Here is a 24143-nt window from a genome sequence, read left to right on the forward strand (position 1 = left end):
TCCTAGTAGATGATCAGCCCGGCGACCGTGGCGACGACCAGGCCGGCGATGACGGGCAGGAACGAGCGGCGGACCAGTTCCAGCACCGGGACGCGGGCGAACCCCGCCACGGCGATCAGCGACGACCAGGCGACCAGCACGCCGCCGCCGGCCCAGATGCAGCCCATCTGCCCGATCGCGGCGAGCAGCGCCGGATCCACACCGGACGCCGGGCCGAGCGAGCCGGCCAGCGAGCCGGTGAGCGGCAGCCCGGAGAACCCGGAGCCGTCCAGCCCGGTGATCATGCCGATGATCAGCACGCCGAAGCCGACGACGTACTGGCTGTCGGGGATGGCGTCCTGCATCCGGACGACGATGTCGAACAGGAAGCCCGGCGCCGCCTTCCCCTCCTCCATGCCCATGATCTTCCCGGCGAAGTCGGCGTTGCCGATGAAGAAGAACCCGGCGATGGGAATCACCACGCCCATCGCCTTCATCGAGAACACCAGGCCGTCCACGATGTGGTCGGCGCACCGCTCCAGGCTGTTCCGGCCGTCCTTCGCGATCGTTGCGGACAGCAGCAGCGCGGTGGCGATCCCGCCGACGAGCGCCGCCGCGTCCCCGCCCACGACCTCGGGGACCAGGTCGGTGAACTTGCCCAGCATCAGGTAGCCGACCAGCCCGATGAGGGCCAGCGGGACGATGGCGGCGAACGCCTTGGACCGCCGCGGGCAGTCGGCGCCGGGCAGGTCGCCGTCCGATGCCGCCAGTGCCGCGCGGGCCATCGCGTCCCTCGGCTCGTCCGCCCCACCGCCCGTGCCGCCCGCCCCGCCGCCCGTGCGGGACCCGCCCGATCCGGGGCCGGGGTCGAGGACGGCCACCGGCTCCTCTCCGCCGCCCGCCGTCTGGAGCACGCGCCGCCGCGGCAGCACGCGGATGAACGACCGGCGCGGCGCCGGGACCGCGACCTCCGACTCACCGGCCTCCCAGCGCTCCAGCAGCAGGGCGTCCGGCTTCTGGAATTCCGAGCGGGTCATCAGGTAGCCGAGGACGAGCGCGACCCCGCCGGTGATGAGGGACAGCACCATGGACCGGTCGGCGACCGCGCCGGTGTCCACCCCCGCCGCCTTGGCGGACAGGCCGGGCGCCACCTGGATGACATAGTCGCTGGACAGCGCCATGCCCTGCCCGGCGATGGCGATCGCGACCCCCGCGCTGATCGGCGGCAGCCCCGCGGCGATCGCGGCCGGCAGCAGGATGGCGCCCATCAGCGGCACCGCCGGCGTCGGCCAGAAGAACAGGCTGATCACGTAGGTGACCAGCGCGAGGACCCAGAAGGCGGAATGGCCGGACCGCATGACGACGCGGAACGGCTCCACCATGCGGCGGTCGGCGCCGAGCGCGCGCAACGACCCGAGCAGCGCGGTCACCAGCGCGATGATCAGGAAGATGCTGAACAGCTCGGTCGCCGCGGTGAGGCTGGCGTTGAAGATCGACTCCAGGCCCGTGACGAAGTCGCCGGTGAACACCCACGCGGTCAGGAACGTCGCCGCGAGTGCGGGGATGACGACGTTCTTACGGGCGATCATGACGGCGACGATGAGGACGATTCCCGACAGATAAAACCAGTGAGCGGCTCCCAAAGCGCGCCCCCTCCCTGTACGCGCGCCCTTTCGAGGCCGATGGACGCAACGGTTGCAGAGAATGTGCTCGATCGGTCCTAGGTGAACAATGAGGAACCTGCACACTACGCGGGTAGTCATTTTGTGCACCATGCCTGGCTTCCCACCGATGAACGCGCACCGCGCCGGGGCCGTGTGCACGGTGCCCAAGGAAGGTGCGGAATTCTCGGCACTCGGTCCGTATCGGTGCTGATCAGCGCCGCCGAGACTGGGCGGCATGTCAGCACAGAGCACCTCGGCGGCCGGTTTCGGCCTTCCCGGGCGCGGTCCCGCCGTCGCGTCCGGCGGCATGGTCGCCTCCAGCCACCCGGCGGTCAGCCTGGCCGGCGCCCGCGTCCTTGCGGGCGGCGGGAACGCCGTGGACGCCGCCCTCGCCATGGCCGCGCTGTCGTGGCTCGCGCTGCCCGGCCAGTGCGGGGCCGGCGGCGACGCGTTCGTGCTGCTGCGCCGCCCGGACGGCACCGTCGCCGCGTTCGGCGGCAGCGGCTTCGGCCCGGACGGCGGCGAGCCGGCCTTCTACCGCGACCGGGGCCTGTCCGCCGTCCCGCTGGAGGGCGCGCTCGCCGTCGCCGCCCCCGGCGCGGTCGCCGCGCTGGCCGCGCTGCACGCCGACTCCGCGTCCCGGGGGCTGCCCGAGCTGTGGGCGCCCGCGATCGCCGCCGCCGAGGACGGGCTGCCCTGCACCGTCAAGACACGCGCCGACATCGTCGAACGCCGCGACGCGCTCTCCCGCGACCCGGGGACGGCCGAGGTCTTCCTGCCCGGTGGCCGCGTCCCCCGTGTCGGCGAACGCATCTACCAGCGCGCGCTGGGCGCGTCCCTGCGCCGCCTGGCCGGCGACCCGGGGGACCTGTACTCCGGCGGCCTCGCCGAACGGTCCGTGGCCGCGCTGGCCGAGGCCGGGGCGCCGTTCTCCGGCAACGAGTGGACGGCGAGCGGACGCTCGGCCCCCGAACCGGCGCTGACCCGCACGTACCGGGGGGTGACCGTCCATCTGACCCCGCCGCCGACACCCGGCTGGATGGTCGCGCAGCAGGCCGGCCTCTGCGACGGGGTCCTGCCCGGCCTGCCCTGGCTGTCGGCGGAGGCCGTGCACCGGATGGCGGCGGCCGCCCGCCTGGCCTTCGCCGACCGCTTCGCGGGCTGCGGCGCCGGCGACGACCACTGGCGCGGCCTGCTCACCCCGTCCGCGCTGGCCGCGGCCCGGGCCCGCCTCGACGCCGGGGAACTCCCGGTGACCGCGGCCCCGCCCGTCCCGGCCGGCGGTGACACCACCTCCATGGTCGCGGTGGACGCCGACGGCCGCGCGGTCAGCCTCATCCACTCGCTCGCCTTCACCTTCGGTGCCCGGGTCACCGTCCCGGGGACGGGCATCGTCCTCAACAACCGGCTCGGCCGCGGCGCCTACCTGATCGACGGGCACCCCAACGAGGTCCGCCCGCGCCGCCGCCCCCTGCACACCCTGAACGCCTGGCTGGTCACCGACGCCGCCGGCCGCCTCCTGCACGCCGGCAACACCCCCGGCGGGGACGGCCAGGTCCAGTGGAACACCCAGCTGCTCTCGCACCTGCTCGACCACGGCCACGACCCGGCGACCGCCGTCGCCGCGCCCCGCTTCACCGTCCACCCGGGCAGTGACGCCGACGTCCTCGGCCACCCGCCCGAGCTCCGTGTCGAGTCCCGCCTCGGGCCCGCGCGGATCGACGCCCTCCGTTCGTCCGGCCACGACGTCACCGTCCAGGGCCCCTGGGACGCGGGCGGCAGCGCCCAGGTCATCTCCGTCGCGGACGACGCTCTCCTCGGCGCGTCCGACCCCCGCCAGGACGGGGTGGCCCTCGGTGTCTGAGCCTCCCGTGTCCGAGCTGCCCGCCATGCCCCGTCCCCAGGGCGCCTACGTTCCCGCGGTGGCCGAGCCGCTCCGTCCCGGCGACGTCCTGCTGGCCACCGCCGGCATGACCCCCCGCGTGGACGGCCGCCTGACGGTGACGGGTCTCGTGGGCCGCGACGTGGACGTGGCCGAGGCCCGCCGGGCCGCCGCCTTGGCCGCCCGCAACGCCGTGGCCGCCTGCCGCGGGGAGCCGGGCGGCATCCGCCGGTGGGTGCGGATGACCGTGTACGTGGCCTGCGCTGACGGGTTCACCGAGTTGTCCGCGGTCGCGGACGGCGCCTCCGCCGCCCTGGCGGAACTGACGCCGGCGCTCGGCCGCCCGGCCCGCAGCGCGATAGGTGTCCGCGCCCTGCCGGGCGGCGCCCCCGTCGAAGTCGAACTGACCGCCATCGCCGGCCCCGCGCCCCCGGCCGCGGGCGCGGCGGACCCGCCCGCGCGCAGATCCCGGCCGGCCGATCCGGAAGTGGAGGACGAGTGACCGTGCACCAGGGCCTGAACTTCGTCGGCGGGGCGTGGGTCCCCGCGTCGTCGGGCGCGACGTTCCGGCGGCGCAACCCGGCCGATCCGGGCGACGTCGTCGGCGAGTTCCCCGAGTCGTCGGGCGCCGATGCCGGCGCGGCGGTCGCCGGTGCCGTCGAGGGGGCCGCCCTGTGGGGCGCCGCGCCCGCGGAGAAACGGGCCGACGTGCTGGAGGCGGCGGCGCGGTGGCTGGAGGAGCGGGCGGACCGGCTCGTCGCCGAACTGGTCCGCGAGGAGGGCAAGACGCGGGCCGAGGCCGCCATGGAGATCTCGCGGACGCCCCGGAACCTGCGGTTCTACGCGGCCGAGGCGCACCGGATCACCGGGCAGAGCCACCCGGCGGCCGATGGCGGGATCGTCTACACGCGGCGGGAGCCCGTCGGGGTCGTCGGGGCCATCACGCCGTGGAACTTCCCGCTGAACATCCCGTCCCGCAAGATCGGGCCGGCGCTGGCCGCGGGCAACGCGGTGGTGTTCAAGCCGAGCCCGGTGACGCCGCTGCTGGCGCAGCGGCTCGTGGAGGCGCTGCTGGCGGGCGGGCTGCCGCCGCTGGCCATCGCACTGGTGCACGGCGGCGCCGACGCCGGCGCGGCGGTCGCCGCGGACGAGCGGGTCGGGGCCGTGACGTTCACCGGGTCCACCCGGGCCGGACGCGCCGTCCACGCGGCGGTCGGGCCGACGCGGCGGGCGCAGCTGGAGATGGGCGGCAAGAACCCGGTCGTGGTGCTGGACGACGCCGACCTGGAACGCGCCGCGCAGCTCATCGTCAAGGGCGCGTTCGGGCTGTCCGGGCAGGCGTGCACGGGGACGAGCCGCGTCATCGCGCACGAGGCCGTCCACGACGAACTGCTCGGCCGGGTGGCCCGCGCCGCCGAGGCCCTGGTGGTCGGGGACGGACGGCGCGACGGCGTCGACATGGGGCCGCTCGCCGCCGACTTCCAGCTGGAGAAGTTCCTCGGCTACGTGCGGATCGGCGAGGAGGAGGGCGCCAGGCTCGTCACCGGCGGGCGGCGCCTGAGCGGCGCGGGGTACGGCGGCGGGTACTTCGTGCGGCCGGCGGTCTTCGACGGTGTGACGCCGCGGATGCGGATCGCGCGGGAAGAGATCTTCGGGCCGGTGCTGGCGTTCCAGCGCGCGTCCGGGTTCGACGAGGCGATCGAGCTGGCGAACGGCACCCCCTACGGGCTCTCCGCCGGGATCGTCACCCGGGACCTCGACCGGGCGCTGGAGTTCGCGCGGCGCTGCGAAAGCGGGCTCGTCAAGGTCAACCAGCCGACGTCCGGAATGGCGATGACCGTGCCGTTCGGCGGGCTCAAGGAATCGAGCACACAGACGTTCAAAGAGCAGGCGGGTCCTTCGATGATGCTCTTCTACACGCAAGAGAAAAGCGTCTACATATCACCGCGGTAATTGGTCCTGGGAAGGGCTGGAAGGGAGCAAGGAAATGGCAGAGCTGCTGTCCAAGGACGCGTTCCGGGCCGAGTTGCAGAACGCCATCAAGGGACGCGAGGCGAAGGACGCCTCGTTCAGCCAGGCGTGGGCGGACGGCCTGCTCAAGCGGGAGCACTTCGCCCGCTGGGCGGAGAACCACTACCACTACGTGGGGCCGTTCGCCGACTACCTCGCCTACGTCTACGCCAACACGCCCGACGAGTGCACCGGTGCCAAGGACTTCACGCTCCAGAACATGTACGAGGAGGAACTCGCCGACATCCGGCACACCGACCTGCTCATCCGGTTCGCCGAGGCGTGCGGCACCACCCGGGAGCGGGTCGAGGACCCGTCCAACATGAACGCCATCACCCGCGGCCTCCAGGCGTGGTGCTACGCGGTCGCGATGCGCGAGCACTTCGTGGTGGCCACCGCCGCCCTCGTGGTCGGCCTGGAGTCGCAGGTCCCGAGCATCTACAAGAAGCAGATCGTGCCGCTGCGCGAGGTGTACGGGTTCAGTGAGGACGAGATCGAGTTCTTCGACCTGCACATCACCTCGGACGTGGTGCACGGGGAGCGCGGCTACCAGATCGTCCTCGACTACGCCGACACGCCGGAACTGCAGCAGCGCTGCCTGCAGATGTGCCGGTGGGGCGCGGAGATGCGGTTCTCCTACACGCAGGGCCTCTACGACACCTACGTGAAGGCCGACCTGGTCGGCGCCTGATCCGATTCGACCCGGCGGCGGGACGGGACCGTCCCGCCGCCGGCCCACACGCGAGGAGTAACCGTGGAGCAGCAGACGGGCGAGTGGGTGCAGGCGGCCCCGCTCGCGGAGGTGCGCAGGCGCAAGCGCCTCGCGGTGACCGTGGAGGGACGGCGGATCGCGCTGTTCCTCGTCGGCAACGACGTCTACGCGCTGGACGACGTGTGCGTCCACAAGCAGCGGTCGCTGTCCAAGGGAGCCGTCCTGAACGGGCGGGTGATCTGCCCCGGGCATCAGTGGGTGTTCGACCCGGCGACCGGCCGGGCGGAGGGCCGGGACGAGTGCCAGCCGAGCCACGCCGTCCGCGTCGAGGACGGTGTCGTCTACGTCGACCCGCGAAGGAGGGACCCCGAATGATCGAGTCCGTCGTGGTGGCCGGGGCGGGGCAGACCGCCGCCGTCGCCGCCCGCACGCTGCGCCGCCGCGGCTTCGACGGCCGGATCACGCTGGTCGGCGCCGAGCACGACGCCCCCTACCAGCGTCCGCCGCTGTCGAAGGAGTACCTGGCGGGGGAGCAGGACCGCGACGAGCTGAGCCTGCTCACCCCCGACTGGTGCGAGTGCAACGGCGTGGAACTGCGGCTCGGGGCCGCGGCGGCGGCGATCCGCCCCGCCGAGCGATCCCTGGAACTGGCGGACGGGACCACCGTCCGGGGCGACGCCGTGCTCATCGCGACCGGCGGGCGGCCCCGCAGGCCGCCCGGCCTGGACGGCGACCGCGTCCGCTACCTGCGGACCATCGCCGACGCCGACCGGCTCCGCGCCGAACTGCGGCCCGGCGCGCGGGTCGTGGTGGTCGGCGCGGGGTTCATCGGCTGCGAGGTCGCCTCCGCCGCGATCGACCGCGGCGCGCACGTCACGATCGTCGAGCAGGCCGGGCGTCCCCTCGGGCACGTCCTCGGCGACCCGATGGGCGACGTGATGGCCGCGATGCTCCGCGCGAACGGCGTCGACCTGCGCACCGGTGAGAAGGTCGAGCGCTACGCCGAGACCGCGTCCGGCGCCGTCCTCACCACCGCCGGCGGAACGTCCCTGGAGGCGGACGTGGTCGTCGTCGGCGCCGGCATGGTGCCCAACGTCGAACCCGTCACCGGGGCCGGAATCGACACCGCCGGCGGCATCCCCGTCGACGCGTACTGCCGCACGGGCGTCGACGGCGTCTACGCGGCCGGTGACGTGGCCCGCCAGTGGCAGCCGCGGCTGGGGCGCCACGTGCGGGCCGAGCACTTCGACAACGCCAACGCGCAGGGGATGGCGGCGGCCAAGAACATCCTCGGCCTGAACACCCCGCACACCGCGCCGCCGTGGTTCTGGTCCGACCAGTTCGGGCACGGCGTCCAGCACGCGGGCCACGCCGACGGCACGGACCGGCTCGTCGTCCGGGGCCGCGTCGAGGACTTCGACTTCATCGCCTTCTACCTCTCCGGCGATGTGCTGCGCGCCGCGTTCGCCATCGACCGCGGCGGCGACCTCGCGATCGCCCGGCAGCTCATCGCCTGCGACGCCGCCCTGGACTCCGACGTCCTGCGCGACGAGGACGCCGACCTGACCGACCTGTTCGACGCACTCAGCTGAGATCGAGGAGCGACCCATGGAATACCAGCGCGTGGCCCGCTCGGGCCAGGTGCCCGAAGGCGTCGTCCGCCGCTTCTTCGTGGGCGAGGCCGAGGTGGCCGTCGCCCGCCGGGACGGCGAGGTGCACGCCATGTCGAACTACTGCACGCACCTCGACTGCCTGCTGTCGTCCGGCCACGTCACCGAGGACGGGCTGCTGTGCTCCTGCCACGGCAGCGTGTTCGACTTCGCCTCCGGCGAGCCGATCACGCCGCCCGCCACCAAGCCGATCGAGGTGTACCCGGTGAAGGAGGAGGACGGGCAGATCCTCGTGCACATCCCCCCGGAGGACACCGCGAGCGGCCGGCCGCGGCGGCGCAGGCCCGTTGGCCGAGGCTGAACCGCGGCGGGGCGCCGGGCCGCGCCCGGGGGACTGGGCGGCGCTCGTCCCGCTGCTGCTCGGCACGTTCACCGGGACCGTCGCCAACACGATCGTCAACGTCCCGCTGACCCTCATCCTGCGGGACCTGGACGCCTCGATCTCCGCCGGAACCCTGATCGTCGTCGCGTTCACGCTCACGTTCGCCGTGCTGCTGCCGGTGTCGGGGTGGGTCGGCGACCGCTGCGGCCCGCGCCGGGTGTTCGTCGCCGCGATGCTGCTGCTCGGGCTCGGCTCGGCGGGCGCCGGGCTCGCCGGCGACCTGACCGTCCTCGTCGCGATGCGCGCCGTGCAGGGCGTCGCGACCGCCGCGATGCTGCCCGCCGTCATGGCGCTGATCGCGGCGCGGTTCGACGGCGGGCGGCGCGGCCGGGCCCTCGGGCTGTGGGCGGCCGCCAACGGCGTCGGCCAGGCCGCCGGGCCCGCGCTCGGCGGCGGCCTCGCCACCTGGTTCGGCTGGCACGCCGTGTTCTGGCCGGTCGTGCCGCTGTGCCTGGCCGCCGCCGCGCTCGCCGTCCGGTTCGTGCCGGCCGGGCGGGCGCGGCGCGTCCCGCTGGACTGGCGCGGCGCGACCCTGCTCACCCTCGCCGCCGGGCTCACCCTCGGCGCCACCTCGTCCGCCACGGTCCTCGGCGCGGCCTCCCCGGTCGTGTGGTGCGGCGCTCTCGCCGGCCTCGTGGTCGCCGCCGCCTATGTGGCGTCCTCCCGTGGCCGCCCGGACGCGTTCCTGCCGCCGAGGCTGCTGCTGGAGACCCGCTACCTGCGCTCCTGCCTCACCGTGTTCGCGCAGATGTTCTGCCTGGGCGCGACGCTGCTCGCCGTCCCCGTCCACCTGACCACCGAGCGGCACACCGGCACCCTGTACGCGGGGGCCGTCCTGCTGAGCCTGCCGGTGGTCATGGCGGTGCTGGGCCCGGTCACGGGCGTGCTGATGGAACGCCTGTCGCCGCGCACGGTGCTGCGCGGCGGCCTCGCCGTCCTCACCGCCGGGCAGGTGCTCCTCGCCGCCGTCCTCGCCGGCTCGGGAACGGTGCCGTGGCTGCTCGCCGGCCTCGCCCTGACCGGGGCCGGCGTCGCGTTCGTCCAGACGCCCGCCGCGACCGGCGCCACCCGCTCGGCCGCCGGCCGCCGCGGCGCCGGCCTCGGCCTGTTCAACCTGCTGCGGTTCGGCGGCTCCGCGCTCGGCGCCGCCTGGGTCGGCGCCGTCCTCGACCAGGCGCCCGCGTTCGGTGTCATGTTCGCCGTCTGCGCCGCCACCGCCGTCCTCGGCCTGCTCTCCTCCTTCGCGGGCCCCGACCCCGCCTGAGTCAGCGGGGGGCGGCGGCGGGCGGCGCCATCTCGTCCGCGAGCACGCCGGTCACCGTCGTCAGCGTGTCGATGTGGTGCGCCAGCCAGAACGTGAACTGGGCGTCCGCCGACCTGATGTCCATGCGCAGCGCGCGGGACGCCCGGTCGAGCTTGTAGAGCATCGTGTTGCGGTGCATGCCGAGTTCGCGGGCCGCCGCGTTCAGGTTCCCGGACGTCCTGATGTAGGCGAGCACGATCCGCTCCAGGTCGCCGCCGTTCGCGCGGCGCAGCGGGGTGAGGGTCTCGCGGGCGAACGACTTGGCCTCCGTGCTGCCCGCCACGTCCTTCAGCGCCGCGAAGATCCGCAGGTCGTCGTAGCCGCAGACGGGATCGGCGGCGGTGTGCCAGGCCAGGCCCATCGTCAGCCGCGCCTCGTGGTAGCCGGCCGCGACCCCCGCGGCGCCCTGCCCCGGGCGGCCGTGCGCGATCCGCAGATCGTCGCCCAGCAGCGGGCGCAGCGCCAGGTGCAGCCGCTCGGCGAACCGGGCCGCCTCCGCGCGCTGCCGGATCGGGTCCGGCCCCGCCGCGACCTGCTGGATCACCACGATAGTCGAGCTGATCGCGGCGGTCAGCACGCAGCCGCCCGGTTCGAGGTCCTGCGCGGTGCGGGTCGCCGTCACCGTCTTGCGCAGATAGTCGCGGCCGACCGGCAGCAGCGACGCCGCCGCCACCACGTGCACGGCGAAGTGCCCGTCCACATCGAAACCGTGATGCCGGGCCCGCGCGCCCAGCTCGTAGGAGTCGGCGAACCGGCCGTGGACGAGCGCCTCCACGAAGTCGCCGCGCGCCCGCTCCTCGGCCGCCCGCACCGACCGCTGCCGCAGCATCTCCGACCCGACCAGCGTCGCGCCGTGCTCGGCGACCACGCGGTGCTGCGCCAGGTCGTGCGGGTCCGGCGGGCAGTCGCGCTCCACCATCACCATCCGCCCGAACACCTGGCCGCCCACCAGGACGGGCGTGACGAGCGCGTGCACCGGCGGCCCGTCCGGACGGATCCGCAGCCGCACCTCGGCCGCGTGCGTGTTCCCGTCCTCGAACTCGGGATGGTCCTCGGGACGGGCGAGGTCCTCCGGGAGGGCGTGCAGCAGGGCGTCGGGGTCGGGCGGCTCGGCGTCCGGCGCCTCCTCCCAGGCCAGCCGCTCGCCGTCCGCGTCGCAGATGAGGACGCTGCAGCGGGACAGCCCGACGACCGCGCGGGCCATCGCCGGCACGCCCGGTCCGCGCGCGAGGACCTCCGCGAGCGTGCGGTGCACGCGGGAGCCGTACTCCAGGACGTGCGCGGACAGGGCCAGCGCCTTCTGCCCGATGAGCCGGCTCACCGCCCGGTAGTCGGCCTCCGCGGGCAGGACCAGCAGCGGGATGGCGGCGGCGTCGGCGGCGCGGGCCGCCATGGTGAGCTCGCGGGAGAGGTCGGACTCGACGCCGGGTGGATGCCAGGCCAGCAGCGCGGCGGCGTCCCGGCGGGCGAGGCCGGTGACCAGGGCGGCCGCCTCGTCCGGTGCGGCCAGCGTGGTCACCGGGAGGTGGACGGCGATGCCGCCGAGGTCGGGTTCGGTGCTCGCCGCATCGGCGAAGCGGCGGGTCTCCGACAGGGGGAGACACCAGCCGACGCCGCGTCCGAGCCCCGCGCGGCCGGCGAGCAGCGTGCCGCGCAGCAGCGGTTCGGCCAGCAGGGCCCCGACCGGTACGTGCCCGTCGGTGCTCCCGTCGATGGTCGTCACGATCGCAGGGTGATGTGCCATGTGCCCACATCCCGTCGGGTTCGTTCGGCAGAGTGTACATAGCCTCGACGCACGGGGGCCTTCGAGACTGACGGGAGTGGAGGAGTTCGTGGCGGACGGCGCAAAGGGAAAAACCGTCCCTCACATCCTGCTTTACCGTCCTGAATACGGCAATACCCCGCATTTTTAATTCGGGGTGGCGCCCGAAGTGGAGGTCCCGTGCACACCGTTCACCGGCTCACCCTGGAAGACGCCCTCGTCATGCTGACCGCGGCCGAGGAGGAGGCGCGCCGCATCGGCGTCAAGCAGACGATCTGCATCGCCGACGACGGGGCGCACCCCATCGCGGTGCACCGGATGACGGGCGCCCGCCTCACCGGCGTGGAGATCGCCATCGCCAAGGCGTTCACCGCCGCCGGGCACCAGCGCGACACCCACAAGTTCAACGAACCGCCGAACGGCCCCGCCCTGCCCGGCAACGAGGCGTTCGGCATCAACCAGATGCACCCTGGCAAGTTCGCCATCTTCGTGGGCGGGTTCCCGATCGTCCACGAGGGCGAGGTCGTCGGCGCCGTCGGCGTCAGCGGCGGCAACGGCGAGCAGGACAAGGCCGTGGGCGCCGCCGCCCTGCGCGCGTTCAGGGAGAAGGTCGCCACCGCCTGAGGCCGCGATGTGGGTTTTCTCCCTGGCGACATGAGTGCGTTCTGGTCAGAACCGTCACGGTGATCTGTTCCAATGAACTGTTGTGCCCCCAGGTTCCTACCGTCTCGTGCGCCGCGCGGGTCCCGCGCGTGCCGTCCCGCCCGCGCTCGACGAGCGGCAGCGGCGGGTGGTCGAGCACGCCGGGGGGCCGCTGCTGGTGCTGGCGGGGCCGGGCACCGGTAAGACGACGACGATCGTCGAGGCGGTCGTCGACCGCATCGAGAACCGGGGCGTCGATCCGGAGCGCGTGCTCGTCCTGACGTTCAGCCGCAAGGCGGCCGGGGAACTGCGGGAGCGGATCACCGGGCGCCTGCACCGGACGACGCGGACACCGCTGGCGCTCACCTTCCACAGCTACGCCTACGCGCTGCTCAGGCGGGACGCCGTGCTGAACGAAGAGCCGGCCCCGCGGCTGCTGTCCGGGCCAGAGCAACTGCTTGAAGTGCGCCGGTTGCTGGAAGGTGAGCTGGCGGACGGCGCGCATGGCTGGCCGGAACGCTTGAGGGCCGCTCTGGCGACGCGCGGGTTCGCCGAAGAGTTGCGTGACTTCGCCCTGCGGGCCGTTGAACGCGGGTACTTCGCCGAAGACCTCACCGCGGCGGGGCGTGTGCGGGGACGGGACGACTGGGCGGCCATCGGCGGGTTCATGGAGCGGTACGCCGACCGGTTCGGGCTCGATCCCGTCCCCACCTACGACTACGGCGAGCTGATCCACATGGCCGCGGGAATGCTCGCGGACGAGGAGGTCCGGATCAGGGAGCGGGACGCCTACGACGCGGTGTTCGTGGACGAGTATCAGGACACCGACCCCGCGCAAGAGGCTCTTCTGCATCACCTTGCCGGGGAGGGGCGCGACCTCATCGTGGTCGGTGACCCTGACCAGTCCATCTACGGGTTCCGCGGCGCCGACGTGCGGGGGATCCAAGAGTTCCCCAACCGCTTCCTCACCCTGGACGGCGAGCCGGCACCCGTGGTGGCGCTGCGGACGTGCCGCCGGATGGGACCGGCGATCCTGGCGGCGTCGCGGCGGATCGCGCGGCGCCTGCCCGCCGGGGCGGCCGGCGCCGCCGAGCACCGCGCGCTGCTTCCCGCAGAAGAACTGGACGACGGCGAAGCGCGCGCTGCGTCTTCCAGGGGGAGCGACTCCCCGGGACCCCCCGATGAAGTGCGCGCTGTGATCGCCGACTCCGAAAACCAGGAATCGGCCCTGGTGGCCGACGAGCTGCGCCGCGCCCACCTGCTGGACGGTGTGCCCTGGTCGCGTATGGCGGTGCTGGTGCGGAGCGCGGTACGGCAGGTTCCGGTCCTTCGGCGTGCGCTCGCCCAGGCCGGTGTGCCGGTGGTCGTCGCGGGCGACGAGGTCCCGCTGATGGGCGAACCCGCCGTCCGGCCGTTCCTGCTTCTGCTCAAGGCCGCGCTGAAGAAGGGCTTCCTGGACGAGGCCGTCGCAGAAGACCTCCTGACGGGCCCGCTGGGGGGCGCCGATGCGCTCGCCATGCGCCGCCTCAAGCGGGCCTTGCGCGACCTTGAGGATCTGTCGGGCGGGGACCGTCCGCTGGGCGAGCTTCTGGTCGCGGCGGTCAACGACCCACGGGAGCTGATCCTCGTCCACGAGAAGGTGCGGGCGCCCGCTGAACGGATCGCGCACCTCATCGACGTGGCACGGCGGTCCGTTCACGACGGCGGTACCGCCGAGGACGTGCTGTGGGCCGTATGGCAGGAGAGCGGGCAGGCCGACGTCCTGCTGGAGCAGAGCGTCAGGGGCGGGACGCGCGGCGCGGCGGCCGACCGCGACCTGGACGCCGTCGTGGCGCTGTTCGACCACGCGGCACGGTTCGTGGACCGGCTTCCCCAGGCGGGCCCCGAACTGTTCGTCGACAACATCGCGTCCCAGGAGATCGCCGGTGACACGCTGGCGGAGCAGGCACCGGAGGGCGAGGCCGTCCGCATCCTCACCGCGCACCGCTCCAAGGGGCTGGAGTGGGACGTGGTGGTCGTCGCCGGCGTGCAAGAGGGCGTCTGGCCCGATGTGCGGCTGCGCGGGTCGTTGCTGGGCGTCGAGGAGCTGATCGAGCACGCCGCCGGGACCGAGCCGGAAGGCGCCGCCGCGGCCGGTGCCTCCATGGCCGCCAAGATGCTGGACGAAGAACGACGGCTCTTCTATGTGGCGGTCACGCGCGCGCGCAAGCGCCTGGTCGTGACGGCCGTCGGAGGCGACGACACCGAAGAACGGCCGTCACGGTTCCTGAACGAACTGCTCCCCGGCGCCATCGAGCAATCGCAACTCGACGAGAAGACACGGTGGCTCTCACTGGCCGCCCTTGTCGCCGACCTGCGTTCGGTGGTCGCCGACCCGTCCCGTCCCGAACCGCTGCGGCGCGCCGCCGCCGGGCACCTGGCGCGGCTCGCGCGCGCGGGCGTGCGCGGCGCGCGGCCGGAGAACTGGTACGCCATCACCGCGCTGTCGGCCTCCGGGCCCGCGTTCGCCGAGGACGAGCAGATCACGATCTCCCCGTCCCAGGTCGAGGCGTTCACCACCTGCGGGCTGCGCTGGCTGCTCGCCTCGGCGGTCGGCGCGCAGGAGGGCGGGCCCAACGAGTACAGCACGATGGGCAAGGTCGTCCACGCGGTCGCCGAGATGGCCGGCGCCGACGACGGGATCGACGAGGTCCACGTCGCGCGGCGGCTCGACGAGATCTGGAACGACCTGGAGTTCCGCAGCTCCTGGTACTCGGAGAAACAGCGCGAGCAGGCCACCGCGATGGTCGACAGGTTCCTCGCCTGGCACCGCGACAACCCCAACGAGGTCGTCGCGCTGGAGGAGGCGTTCAAGGTCGACCTCGGCCGCGTCGTCATCAAGGGCCGCATCGACCGCGCCGAACGCGACGACCAGGGCCGCGCGGTCATCATCGACATCAAGACCTCCTCCACGGCCGTCCCGAAGGACGACCTGGCGCGGCATCCCCAGCTCGGGGTCTACCAGTACGCGGTGATGCTCGGCGCGTTCGAGCGGCACGGGCTGATCGAGCCCGGCGGCGCCAAGCTCATCCAGGTCGGCAAGGCCGCGTTCGCGGCGCGGGCGAGGGAGCAGGAGCAGCCGCCGCCCGGCGAGGACGCCGACCCCGAATGGCCCAAGAAGCTCATCGAGATCGTCGCGACCGGCATGGCGAGCGAGGTGTTCCAGGCGCGGGCGAACGACAAGTGTCGCACCTGTCCCGTACGCTCCTGCTGTCCCGTCCATGACGAGGGCGGTCAGGTCGGCGAGTAGCTCGGGGGGAGCGAGGTGATCACGCCGGGAGAGCTGGCCCGGCTGCTGGAGATCCCCGAGCCCACCGAGGAGCAGGCCCGGGTGATCGAGGCGCCGATGGCGCCGATGGCGGTGATCGCGGGCGCCGGGTCCGGCAAGAGCGAGACGATGGCCGCGCGGGTCGTGTGGCTGGTCGCGAACGGCTTCGTCCGGCCGGAACGGGTGCTCGGGCTGACGTTCACCCGCAAGGCCGCCGCCGAGCTCGGTGTGCGGGTCCGCAAACGGCTCGACCGGCTGCGCGAGGTCCTGCCGGCGAGCGAGCTTGAGCGGCTCGGCGGCGAGGCCCTGTTCGACGGCGAGCCGATGGTGTCGACGTACCACTCGTACGCGGCGCGGCTGTTCGGTGACCACGCCCTGCGCGAGGCGCTCGAACCGACCATGCGGCTGATCTCACCGGCCGTCGCCTGGCAGATCTGCTCGCGGGTGGTCGACACCTACAACGGGCCCATGGACCGCATCGACTGGCAGCCCGACACCGTCACCAAGGCCGTCATGGAGCTGGCCGGCGACCTGGCCGAGCATCTGCGGACCGGTGACGACATCCGCAAGGTCGGCGCCTGGCTGGACGAACGGTTCGCCGCGCTGAAGAAGCCGCTCAAGGCGCAGCGCGACATCCTCGCCAAGCACGCCGTCCGCGAGCAGCTCATGCCGCTGGTCGAGGCGTACGGACGGGCCAAGGCCGGCCGGGAGGTCATCGACCACGGCGACCAGATGGCCCTCGCCGCCCGTATCGCCCACGGGCATCCCGAGGTCGGGATGATCGAGCGGTCCCGGTTCTCCGTCGTCCTGCTGGACGAGTACCAGGACACCAGCCAGGCGCAGCTCGTCCTGCTGCGATCGCTGTTCGCGGGCGGGCACCCGGTGACGGCGGTCGGCGACCCGTGCCAGTCGATCTACGGGTGGCGCGGTGCGAGCGCCGGGAACCTGCTGCGGTTCGCCTACGACTTCCCGGCGCAGCCGGGGGCGGCGGGCGCGCGCCCGGTGCCGGCGCCGGTCGTCCAGCTGAGCCGCTCGTTCCGCAACGGCGAGCTGATCCTGGAGGCGGCGGCCCGGGTGCAGGAGGAGCTGCGGGCCGAGACGAAGGCCGTGCCCCGCCTCATCCCGGGCGCGGGGCGCGAAGGGCGCGGGCGCGTCGAATGCGCCCTCTTCTCCACCGTCGAGGACGAGGCCGACCGCATCGCCGCGCGCATCGCCGGGCTCCTGGCCGCCGACCCGGAGACGGCACCGGACGGCGGCCCGCAGCCCGAGCCGCTCCAGTACTCCGACATCGCCGTCCTCGCGCGGAAGCGGTCGCAGTTCCCGCTGATCCGGCGGGCGCTGGAGGCGCGCGGCATCCCCGTCGAGGTGGTCGGGCTCGGCGGGCTCCTCACCGTCCCCGAGGTGCAGGACGTCGTCGCGACGCTGCGGGTCATGCACGACCCGACCGCCGGCGCGTCCCTCGCCCGGCTGCTGACCGGCCCGCGCTGGCGGCTCGGGCCGCGCGATCTCGTCGCGCTCGGGCGGCGGGCCCGCACGCTGGCGCAGGAGTCGGCGCGCGACGTCACCCCGCCGGAGGGCTCCGCCGAACCGGTGCCGGACGAGCCCCCGCCGGAGGGCGATCCGCTGCGGCAGCTCGTCGGCGAGCTGAACCAGGAGACCGGCAGCCTCGTCGACGCGCTCGACGACCTCGGCTCCCCGGAGGCGTACTCGCCCGAGGGCCACGGGCGGCTGCGCCGCCTCCGCGACGAGCTGCGCGCCCTGCGCGGCCAGGTCGGGCTGCCGCTGCCCGATCTGGTCACCGAGGTCGAACGGGCGCTCGGCCTCGACATCGAGGTCGCCGCGCGGTCCGGCCTGGACCCGGTGACCGCCCGCGCCGACCTCGACGCGTTCATCGACGCCGCCGCCACGTTCGCGGGCGACGCCGAGGACCCGACGCTCGGCGCGTTCCTCGCCTACCTCAGGGCCGCCGAGACCGAGGAGTTCGGGCTGGAGGCCGGGCGGGTCGGGGAGACCAACAGCGTCAAGCTGCTCACCGTCCACGCCTCCAAGGGCCTCGAATGGCCGGTGGTGGTCGTGCCGGGCCTGTCGTACGTGCCGCAGAAGAACGGCGCCCCCGCCAAGGGCTCGATCTTCCCGTCACCGCCGCAGAACGCCACCCGCTGGACGGCGAACCCGCGCGTCCTGCCGTTCATGCTGCGCGGCGACCGCGCCGACCTGCCGCCGCTGAACGGGCTGGAGAAGGACGACCTCGCCGCGTTCGACCGGGCGTGCTCCGAGCGCGACCTGCGGGAGGAGCGGCGCCTTGCGTACGTCGCGGTCACCCGCGCGTCCAGCCTGCTCATCACGACCGGCTACTGGTGGGGTTCGTCGGGGCGCCCGCTCGGCCCGTCACCGTTCCTGGAGGAGGTGCGGGCCGTCTGCCTGGCGGGCGCCGGGTCCGTCGCCGTGTGGACCGACCCGCCCGAGGAGGGCACCGAGAACCCGCTGCTCGCCGAGCCCGAGGAGGCGCGGTGGCCCGCCGCGCCCGGGGAGCGCGGCCGTTGCGATCTCACCGCCCGCGAACGGTACGAGGCGGTCGTGGCGGCCGCCCGCATGGTCGAGGACGAGATGACCGGGCGGACCCGGCACTGGCCCGGCCGCACCGGGCTGTCGGACGCCGACCGGGCCCGCATGACCGCGTGGGCGCGCGACGTCGAGCTGCTGCTCGCCGAACGCGACCGGGGCCGTTCCGGTGACGGCCTGCTCGTCGAGCTGCCCGCGCACCTGTCGGTGTCGTCGCTGGTCTCGCTGGCGCGTGACCCGGCGGCGCTGGCCCGGCAGATCCGCCGCCCGATGCCGCGGCCGCCCGCCCCCTACGCGCGGCGCGGCACCGCGTTCCACGCCTGGCTGGAGAGCCGCTGGGGGCAGCAGCGCCTCATCGACCCGGACGAGCTGCCCGGCGCCGCCGACGAGGGCGCCGCGGGCGACGCGCACCTCGCCCGGCTGCGGGCGCGCTTCGAGGAGTCGCAGTGGGCGTCCCGCGAACCGCTCGACATCGAGGTGCCGTTCGAGACCATCATCGGCGACCGGCTGGTCCGCGGCCGGATGGACGCGGTGTTCCGCTCCCGGGACGGCTACGAGGTCGTCGACTGGAAGACCGGCTCGCCGCCGCCGGAGGAGGAGGCGCGGTTCGCGTCGGTGCAGCTCGCCGCGTACCGGCTGGCGTGGGCGCAACTCGCCGGGGTGGACGTCGCGAAGGTCAGCGCGGCGTTCCACTATGTCGGCGCCAACGTCACCGTCCGCCCGGCGGACCTGCTGGACGCCGACGGGCTCGCCGCGCTGCTCGACGGCGTCCCGGCGGTGTGATTCGTCCCTGAAACGGGTGATGAGCCTCACTCCCCCCTGTTCACCGTGCGTGCTTTCGGGGGATGATCCGGGCAACCATCCCAGGGAGGCGACGTGACGGTGACGCATGACGAGAAGGTCGTACGGGAGTTCTCCAAGCAGGCGGCGGGGTTCGCCGACCCGAGGCTGAACGGCGCGTTCACCCGTCATCTGGACCGGCTCGTCCGCTTCATGGACCCCGAACTCGACCTTGAGGACGTCGTGCTGGAGGTCGCGGCCGGCACCGGCATCGTGTCCCGCGCGATCGCCCACCGCGTCCGGCACGTGACGGCCCTCGACCTCACGCCCGCGATGCTCGCCGAAGGCAAACGCGACGCCGACCACGCGGGCATCACGAACATCACCTTCACCCGCGGCGACGGCACCGCGCTGCCGTACGTGGACCGGTCGTTCACGCTGGTCGTCACCCGGTTCTCGCTGCACCAGGTCGCCGCCCCGGCCGCCGTCGTGACGGAGATGGCCCGGGTCAGCCGGCCCGGTGCCGCGCTGATCATCGCCGACCTGGTCCGCCCGGACGGCCTGGCGGGCGACCCCGACCGCATCGAGCGCCTCCGCGACCCCTCGCACGGCACCGCGCTCACCGAGGCGCAGATCGCGGACTTCGTCACGGCGGCCGGCGCGGAGGTGAAGCGCACCGAGCGGTTCGACTACGTCCGCCCCCTCGACCCGTGGCTGGAGTTCGCGCGCACCCCGGCGGAGGACGCCACGCGGATCCGGCGGGAACTGGAGGACGAACTGGCGGGCGGCCCGGCGACCGGCATGCGCCCGAGCAGGGTCGACGGCGCCCTGCACTTCACGCATTCGTACCTGTTCGCGCAGGCGATCGTCGGATAACTTTTCGACCGTATGTTCGGCGCGGATCGCTCATATGTTCTATGTTGTCGAACATGGGTTCCAACACCGTGCGGTCCCTCGATCGTGAGCCCGCCGCGCTGGCGATGCGCATCGGCGTCGCCGCGGCCGAGGCCGCCCTCGCGACCTTCGCCCGCAACCTCGACCTCGACGACCTCGCGGACGGCGTCGACTTCCAGGGCGCCATCGGCCCCGCCGAATGGCCGGTGTTCTCCCTGGTCATCGACACCCTCGCGGAGGCCGCCCCGGGCGATCACCGCACGTTGGACGAGCGCCGCGCGGGCGCCCTCGACGACCTCGCCCGCATCTGCATCGCCGCCAGGAACCGGGGTGCGGCGTGAGCGTGTGACCGGGCGCGTCCGGGACCGTGCGGCCTTGGGCCCGGGCGCCGCCCTCAGTCCGGCGGCGCCCCGGTCCTGACCTTGCCGGTGCCGGTGCGCGGCAGCTCCCGGACGAACCGCACGTCGCGCGGCACCTTGTACCGGGCGAGGTGCCCGCGCACGTACTCCTTGAGGTCGTCCTCGGTGACCGCCGATCCGGCCTTCCGCACGACGCGGGCGGCGAGCCGCCGGCCGAACTGCTCGTCGTCCACGCCGGTCACCGACACCTCCGCGACGTCCGGGTGGCCGCCGAGCAGGTCCTCGACCTCGCCGGGGAACACGTTCTCCCCGCCGGACACGATCATGTCGTCGGCGCGGCCGTCGATGAACAGCCGCCCCGCCGCGTCGAAGTGGCCGAGGTCGCCGGTGCCGGTCAGGCCGCGCAGGACGCGCTTGCCGCCGCCCCCGGTGTAGCCGGCGAACCGCAGGCCGCCGCCGGTGTAGATCTCCCCGGTCTCGCCGGGCGGCAGTTCCCGTCCGTTCTCGCCGAGGACCTTGACGGTCAGCCGGTACGACGGCCTCCCGGCGGTGCCGGGCGCGTTCCGCAGGTCCTGCGGTGTGGCGATCGTGGCCCAGCCCGTCTCGGTCGCGCCGTACACGTTGACGAGGACGTCGCCGAACGCGTCCATGAACGCCTCCGACAGGTGGGGGTGGAGCACCGAACCGCCGGACACCACCACGCGGAGGGCCGGGGTCCGCGGCCGGTCGTCCACGGCCAGGATGCGCTGGAGCATCACCGGCACGGCGACCAGCGCCTCCGCCTCGTGGTCGGCGATGGTCCGCAGGATCTCCCGCGCATCGAACCTGCGGGGCAGCACGAGCGGCATGCCCATCGCGAGCCCCACCGCCGTGTAGGCGAGGCCCAGGATGTGGAACAGCGGCGGTGCGATCACGATCGGCGCGCCCGACCGGAGGGGGACGCGCATGAGATGGGTGAGCGCGACGGGCACCAGCGCCGACAGCGACATGTCGTGCCGGGCGCCCTTCGGCGTGCCGGTGGTCCCGGACGTCATCACGATCACGTTGCCGGTGCGGCCCGGGACGATCGGCTCGGGCTCGGTGTCGCCGATCAGCGCGTCGATCGTGTCCGCCCCGGTGCCGGCCCAGGCCAGGAGGCGCCGCCCGGCGAAGCCGGACCCGTCCACGGTGGCGGTGAACTCCTGATCGTGGACGAGCAGCTCGATGCCTTCGCGTTCCGCCACCTGGCCCAGCTGGGTGGCGGAGAAGTCGGTGTTGAGCAGCACGATGTCGTTGCCCAGGCGGGACGCCGCGAGAACCGTCTCCACGAACCCGCGATGGTTGCGGCACAGGACGCCGACGCGTCCGTCCCCCATCCGGCCTCTGAGGGCGGTGGCCAGCGACGCCGCGTGCTCCTCGAGCTCCGCGCAGGTGAGCGTCCCGCGCTCGTCGATCAGCGCCGTCCGGCCGGGGAACCGCAGTGCGGCCATCGCGCCGAGCGTCGCGGGCACCGGCCCGAACCGCGCGTAGGAGAAGACGAGCCGGGCCGCCCGGTCGGGGCGGATGGGCCGCAGGACGCCCGCGTCCCGCACGGCGCGGGTCGCTCTGACTCCGAGTCCCGCGACCGAACGCATCCGATCGAGCACCACTGAACCCTTCCTTTGCGGCCCGTCCATGAGCTGCCCGGCGGGCATACCCGGCACTTCAGAGGATATGTAGATCTGTCGTCAGGGTGTGCGCGGAAGCGCCGCGGTCAGGATGCCGTGGACGGCCCGGACGGCGGGGGAGCGCCATCCGGCCGCGGGTTCGGCGAGCCACAGGTGCTGCCGGGACAGCCCGCCCGGTGGCCGCAACTCGGCCAGCCGCCCGTCGGCGAGTTCGCCGGCGACCGCGACCGCCGGCAGCAGGGCCACACCGAGCCCGGCCTCGGCGCATCGCTTCGCCGTCTCGATGCCGCCGAAGCGGGGCGGCGTCGTCGTGGGGTCGCTGGACGTCACCAGGGCCGCGAGTTCGTCGCTGTAGGAGCAGCCCTCCTCCAGCAGGAGGACACCCGCCGAGGCCAGCTCCGCCGGCGTGAGAGGGCGGTGCCGGGGAAGGCCGGTGGCGGCCGCCGCGACGAGGGACAGCGGCTGGGCCCCGAGGTCCACCAGGTCCACATCGGGCGGGCTCGGCGAGGGTTCGAGGATCAGGGCCAGGTCGGCGCGGCGGTCGGCGAGCGCGGTCAGCGCCGTCCGCGTGTCGGAGGGGAACAGCGACAGGCTGACGTCCGGGAGCTTCGCCCGCACCTCGGGCAGGACGGGTGCCAGCCAGTAGGCGCACACGGACTCCGGGGCCCACAGCCGTATCGGGCCGGCCGGCTCGGTGGCCGCGGCGGTGAGCTCGGTGAGCATCCGTTTCTCCAGGTCGAGGATCTGCCGGGCATGCTCGGCCAGCAGCGCGCCGGCGCGGGTGGGGGAGACGCCACCGGGACGCCGGTCGAGCAGCGGCGTTCCCACCTGGCGTTCCAGCGCCTGGATGTGCGCGGTGACCGTGGACTGCACGAAGCCGAGTTCCGCCGCCGCGGCGGTGATCCCGCCGACGCGGAGGACGGTCAGAAAGCTGCCGAGCAGGCGCGTGTCCATCGACGACTCCGATGTGCTCCATCACAATTCATCGTTGGACGTGATACTAGGCGGGGCTGCAGACTTCCGGCATGAGCAGCCCGGCAAGAACAGGCGAGCGTTCCGCCGCCCTGCGTTACACCGCCTTCGACGTGAACGGCGAGGGCGGCAACCCGGCCGGTGTCGTCCTTGACGCACGGGGGATGGACGCCACGCGGATGCAGGAGATCGCCGCCGAGATCGGATTCTCCGAGACGGCCTTCCTGACGGACGACGGAGGCGCGGACGAGCGCCGCTTCACGATCAGATACTTCAGCCCCCTGGCCGAGGTCGCCTTCTGCGGGCACGCGACGATCGCCACCGCCGTCGCGCTGGCGGAGCGGCAGGGCACCGGACGTCTCCGGCTCAACACCTCCGCCGGGGAGGTCGGCGTCGAGACACGGCCGGTGGACGGCCGCATCCTCGCCACCCTCACGAGCGTCGCCCCGGCCGTCCGCGACGTCGGCGAGGCCGATCTCGCCTCGGCCCTGAAGGCGCTGCGCTGGAACGCCGCGGAACTCGATCCGCTGCTCGCGCCGCGCATCGCCAACGCGGGCAACGACCACCTCGTCCTCGCGGCGTCCTCCCGCGCGCGGCTCGCCGACCTCGACTACGACCAGGGGGCGCTCGGCGGCCTGATGGCACGCCGCGGCTGGACGACCGTCCACCTGGTCTGGCGGGAGTCGGCGACCGTCTTCCACGCCCGCGACCCGTTCCCGCCGGGCGGGGTCGTCGAGGACCCGGCCACCGGCGCCGCCGCGGCCGCCTTCGGCGGGTACCTGCGGGCGCTGGAACTCGTCCGGCCCCCGGCCCGGATCACGATCCACCAGGGCGCGGACATGGGCCGGCCCAGCCGGCTGCTCGTCGACGTGCCGGCGGGGGACGGCAGCGGAATCAAGGTGAGCGGAACCGCCGCCCCGATCCCCGGTTGAGGACCTGACCGTTCGGCGGGCCCGGGAGATCGGTACGGTCGGGGGATGCCTCGACCAGTGGATCCCGTCACCGCGGACGACCTCGACCGGACCGTCCAGCTCGCCATCGCCGTCCTGCGCGAGGTGCCGCCGGAGGCGTGGGAGGAGAAGGCCGGCTCGCTGGAGTGGACCTGCTGGGAGACCGTTGAGCATCTGGCCAACGCCTTCTTCTCCTACGCTACGCGGCTGGCCCCGAAGGAGCCCCCGCTCAACGGCAGGGTGCCCTTCCCGCGGTGGAGCCGCCGCGCCGGCGGCCCCCAGAACGCCGTCCACGCGGACCCCGACGCCAGCCCCGCGGGCCTGCTACAGGTACTCGACGCGTGCGGCGGCCTCCTGGTCGCCATGGTCCGCACGGCCTCCCCGGAAGTCCGCGCGCACCATCCCTGGGGCGTATCGAACCCCGAGGGCTTCGCCGCGATGGGCATCGTGGAAACCCTCGTCCACACCCACGACCTGGCGGAAGGTCTGGACATCCCCTGGGAACCGTCCGCCGCCCTGTGCTCCCGCGCCCTGCACCGCCTGTTCCCCGGCACCCCGGACGGCACGGAGCCCTGGCCGGCCCTCCTGTGGGCGACGGGCCGTACGTCCCTGCCGGGCAGGCCCCGCCAGACCTCCTGGCGTTGGCACGCCGCCCCTCGTCCCTGAC

At 73.9% G+C, this 24143-nt stretch carries 19 protein-coding genes; 15 read left to right on the forward strand and 4 right to left on the reverse strand.

The annotated features are described in order from the left end of the window. Positions 1–2: 2 nt before the first annotated feature. Positions 3–1568, reverse strand: a complete 1566-nt coding sequence (locus tag ACQP1N_RS08865) for a hypothetical protein (protein WP_433230330.1) — start codon at positions 1566–1568, stop codon at positions 3–5. A 310-nt stretch (positions 1569–1878) separates the two neighbouring features. On the opposite strand from ACQP1N_RS08865, the gene ACQP1N_RS08870 reads away from it, so the two are divergent. The 8 genes from ACQP1N_RS08870 to ACQP1N_RS08905 all read left to right on the forward strand — a co-directional run bounded on the left by ACQP1N_RS08870 (position 1879) and on the right by ACQP1N_RS08905 (position 9563). Next, a complete protein-coding gene (locus ACQP1N_RS08870) occupies positions 1879–3507 on the forward strand; it encodes a gamma-glutamyltransferase (RefSeq protein ID WP_433230332.1) in 1629 nt (542 codons plus the stop codon). Continuing rightward, positions 3500–4027 carry a RidA family protein gene (locus ACQP1N_RS08875; protein WP_207394077.1) on the forward strand — a complete coding sequence of 176 codons (528 nt, stop codon included), beginning with the start codon at positions 3500–3502 and terminating at the stop codon, positions 4025–4027. The genes ACQP1N_RS08870 and ACQP1N_RS08875 overlap by 8 nt, the downstream gene beginning before the upstream one ends. After that, the gene (locus tag ACQP1N_RS08880; protein WP_067804197.1) at positions 4024–5478 is read left to right on the forward strand and encodes an aldehyde dehydrogenase family protein; all 1455 of its coding nucleotides are present in this window, start codon (positions 4024–4026) and stop codon (positions 5476–5478) included. The genes ACQP1N_RS08875 and ACQP1N_RS08880 overlap by 4 nt, the downstream gene beginning before the upstream one ends. A 34-nt stretch (positions 5479–5512) precedes the next feature. Beyond that, positions 5513–6226, forward strand: coding sequence for a TenA family transcriptional regulator (locus ACQP1N_RS08885; RefSeq protein WP_067804195.1), 714 nt, complete (start codon positions 5513–5515; stop codon positions 6224–6226). Positions 6227–6289: 63 nt separating this feature from the next. Beyond that, positions 6290–6622, forward strand: coding sequence for a Rieske (2Fe-2S) protein (locus tag ACQP1N_RS08890; protein ID WP_433230337.1), 333 nt, complete (start codon positions 6290–6292; stop codon positions 6620–6622). After that, entirely contained in the window at positions 6619–7839 is a 1221-nt protein-coding gene (locus tag ACQP1N_RS08895; protein WP_433230340.1) for an NAD(P)/FAD-dependent oxidoreductase, read from the forward strand. Before ACQP1N_RS08890 ends, ACQP1N_RS08895 begins: the two co-directional genes overlap by 4 nt. A 16-nt stretch (positions 7840–7855) precedes the next feature. After that, the gene (locus ACQP1N_RS08900; RefSeq protein WP_067804191.1) at positions 7856–8218 is read left to right on the forward strand and encodes a Rieske (2Fe-2S) protein; all 363 of its coding nucleotides are present in this window, start codon (positions 7856–7858) and stop codon (positions 8216–8218) included. Next, positions 8205–9563, forward strand: coding sequence for an MFS transporter (locus tag ACQP1N_RS08905; protein ID WP_433230343.1), 1359 nt, complete (start codon positions 8205–8207; stop codon positions 9561–9563). The genes ACQP1N_RS08900 and ACQP1N_RS08905 overlap by 14 nt, the downstream gene beginning before the upstream one ends. Before the next feature lies 1 nt (position 9564). Here the strand turns inward: ACQP1N_RS08905 and ACQP1N_RS08910 are convergent, their stop codons facing one another. Further along, a complete protein-coding gene (locus tag ACQP1N_RS08910) occupies positions 9565–11325 on the reverse strand; it encodes a PucR family transcriptional regulator (protein ID WP_433230345.1) in 1761 nt (586 codons plus the stop codon). Between the two features lie 219 nt (positions 11326–11544). On the opposite strand from ACQP1N_RS08910, the gene ACQP1N_RS08915 reads away from it, so the two are divergent. From ACQP1N_RS08915 to ACQP1N_RS08935, 5 genes are all read left to right on the forward strand, one after another. Beyond that, a complete protein-coding gene (locus tag ACQP1N_RS08915; protein ID WP_067804181.1) occupies positions 11545–11988 on the forward strand; it encodes a GlcG/HbpS family heme-binding protein in 444 nt (147 codons plus the stop codon). Between the two features lie 82 nt (positions 11989–12070). Then, on the forward strand, positions 12071–15295 hold the full coding sequence (locus ACQP1N_RS08920) for an ATP-dependent helicase (protein ID WP_433230348.1): 3225 nt from the start codon (positions 12071–12073) through the stop codon (positions 15293–15295). 15 nt (positions 15296–15310) lie between these two features. Beyond that, positions 15311–18658 (forward strand): ATP-dependent helicase, encoded by a 3348-nt coding sequence (locus ACQP1N_RS08925; RefSeq protein ID WP_433230351.1) that lies wholly within the window; start codon positions 15311–15313, stop codon positions 18656–18658. Between the two features lie 93 nt (positions 18659–18751). Continuing rightward, positions 18752–19531, forward strand: a complete 780-nt coding sequence (locus ACQP1N_RS08930; RefSeq protein WP_067801852.1) for a class I SAM-dependent methyltransferase — start codon at positions 18752–18754, stop codon at positions 19529–19531. Between the two features lie 53 nt (positions 19532–19584). Beyond that, positions 19585–19890, forward strand: coding sequence for a hypothetical protein (locus ACQP1N_RS08935; protein ID WP_067801849.1), 306 nt, complete (start codon positions 19585–19587; stop codon positions 19888–19890). Between the two features lie 53 nt (positions 19891–19943). On the opposite strand, the gene ACQP1N_RS08940 is transcribed toward ACQP1N_RS08935, so the two are convergent. Beyond that, positions 19944–21536 (reverse strand): AMP-binding protein, encoded by a 1593-nt coding sequence (locus ACQP1N_RS08940; protein WP_433230354.1) that lies wholly within the window; start codon positions 21534–21536, stop codon positions 19944–19946. 78 nt (positions 21537–21614) lie between these two features. After that, entirely contained in the window at positions 21615–22508 is an 894-nt protein-coding gene (locus ACQP1N_RS08945; protein WP_433230357.1) for a LysR family transcriptional regulator, read from the reverse strand. 71 nt (positions 22509–22579) lie between these two features. Here ACQP1N_RS08945 and ACQP1N_RS08950 point away from each other — a divergent pair, with 71 nt between their 5' ends. Together ACQP1N_RS08950 and ACQP1N_RS08955 are read left to right on the forward strand one after the other, a co-directional pair. After that, positions 22580–23458: a PhzF family phenazine biosynthesis protein gene (locus ACQP1N_RS08950; protein WP_433230359.1), complete on the forward strand. Its 879-nt coding sequence runs from the start codon at positions 22580–22582 to the stop codon at positions 23456–23458. 45 nt (positions 23459–23503) lie between these two features. Continuing rightward, positions 23504–24142, forward strand: coding sequence for a DinB family protein (locus tag ACQP1N_RS08955; RefSeq protein WP_433230362.1), 639 nt, complete (start codon positions 23504–23506; stop codon positions 24140–24142). Position 24143 lies beyond the last annotated feature (1 nt).

Source organism: Actinomadura formosensis (assembly GCF_050948385.1).
GTDB classification, from domain to species: Bacteria; Actinomycetota; Actinomycetes; order Streptosporangiales; family Streptosporangiaceae; genus Spirillospora; species Spirillospora formosensis.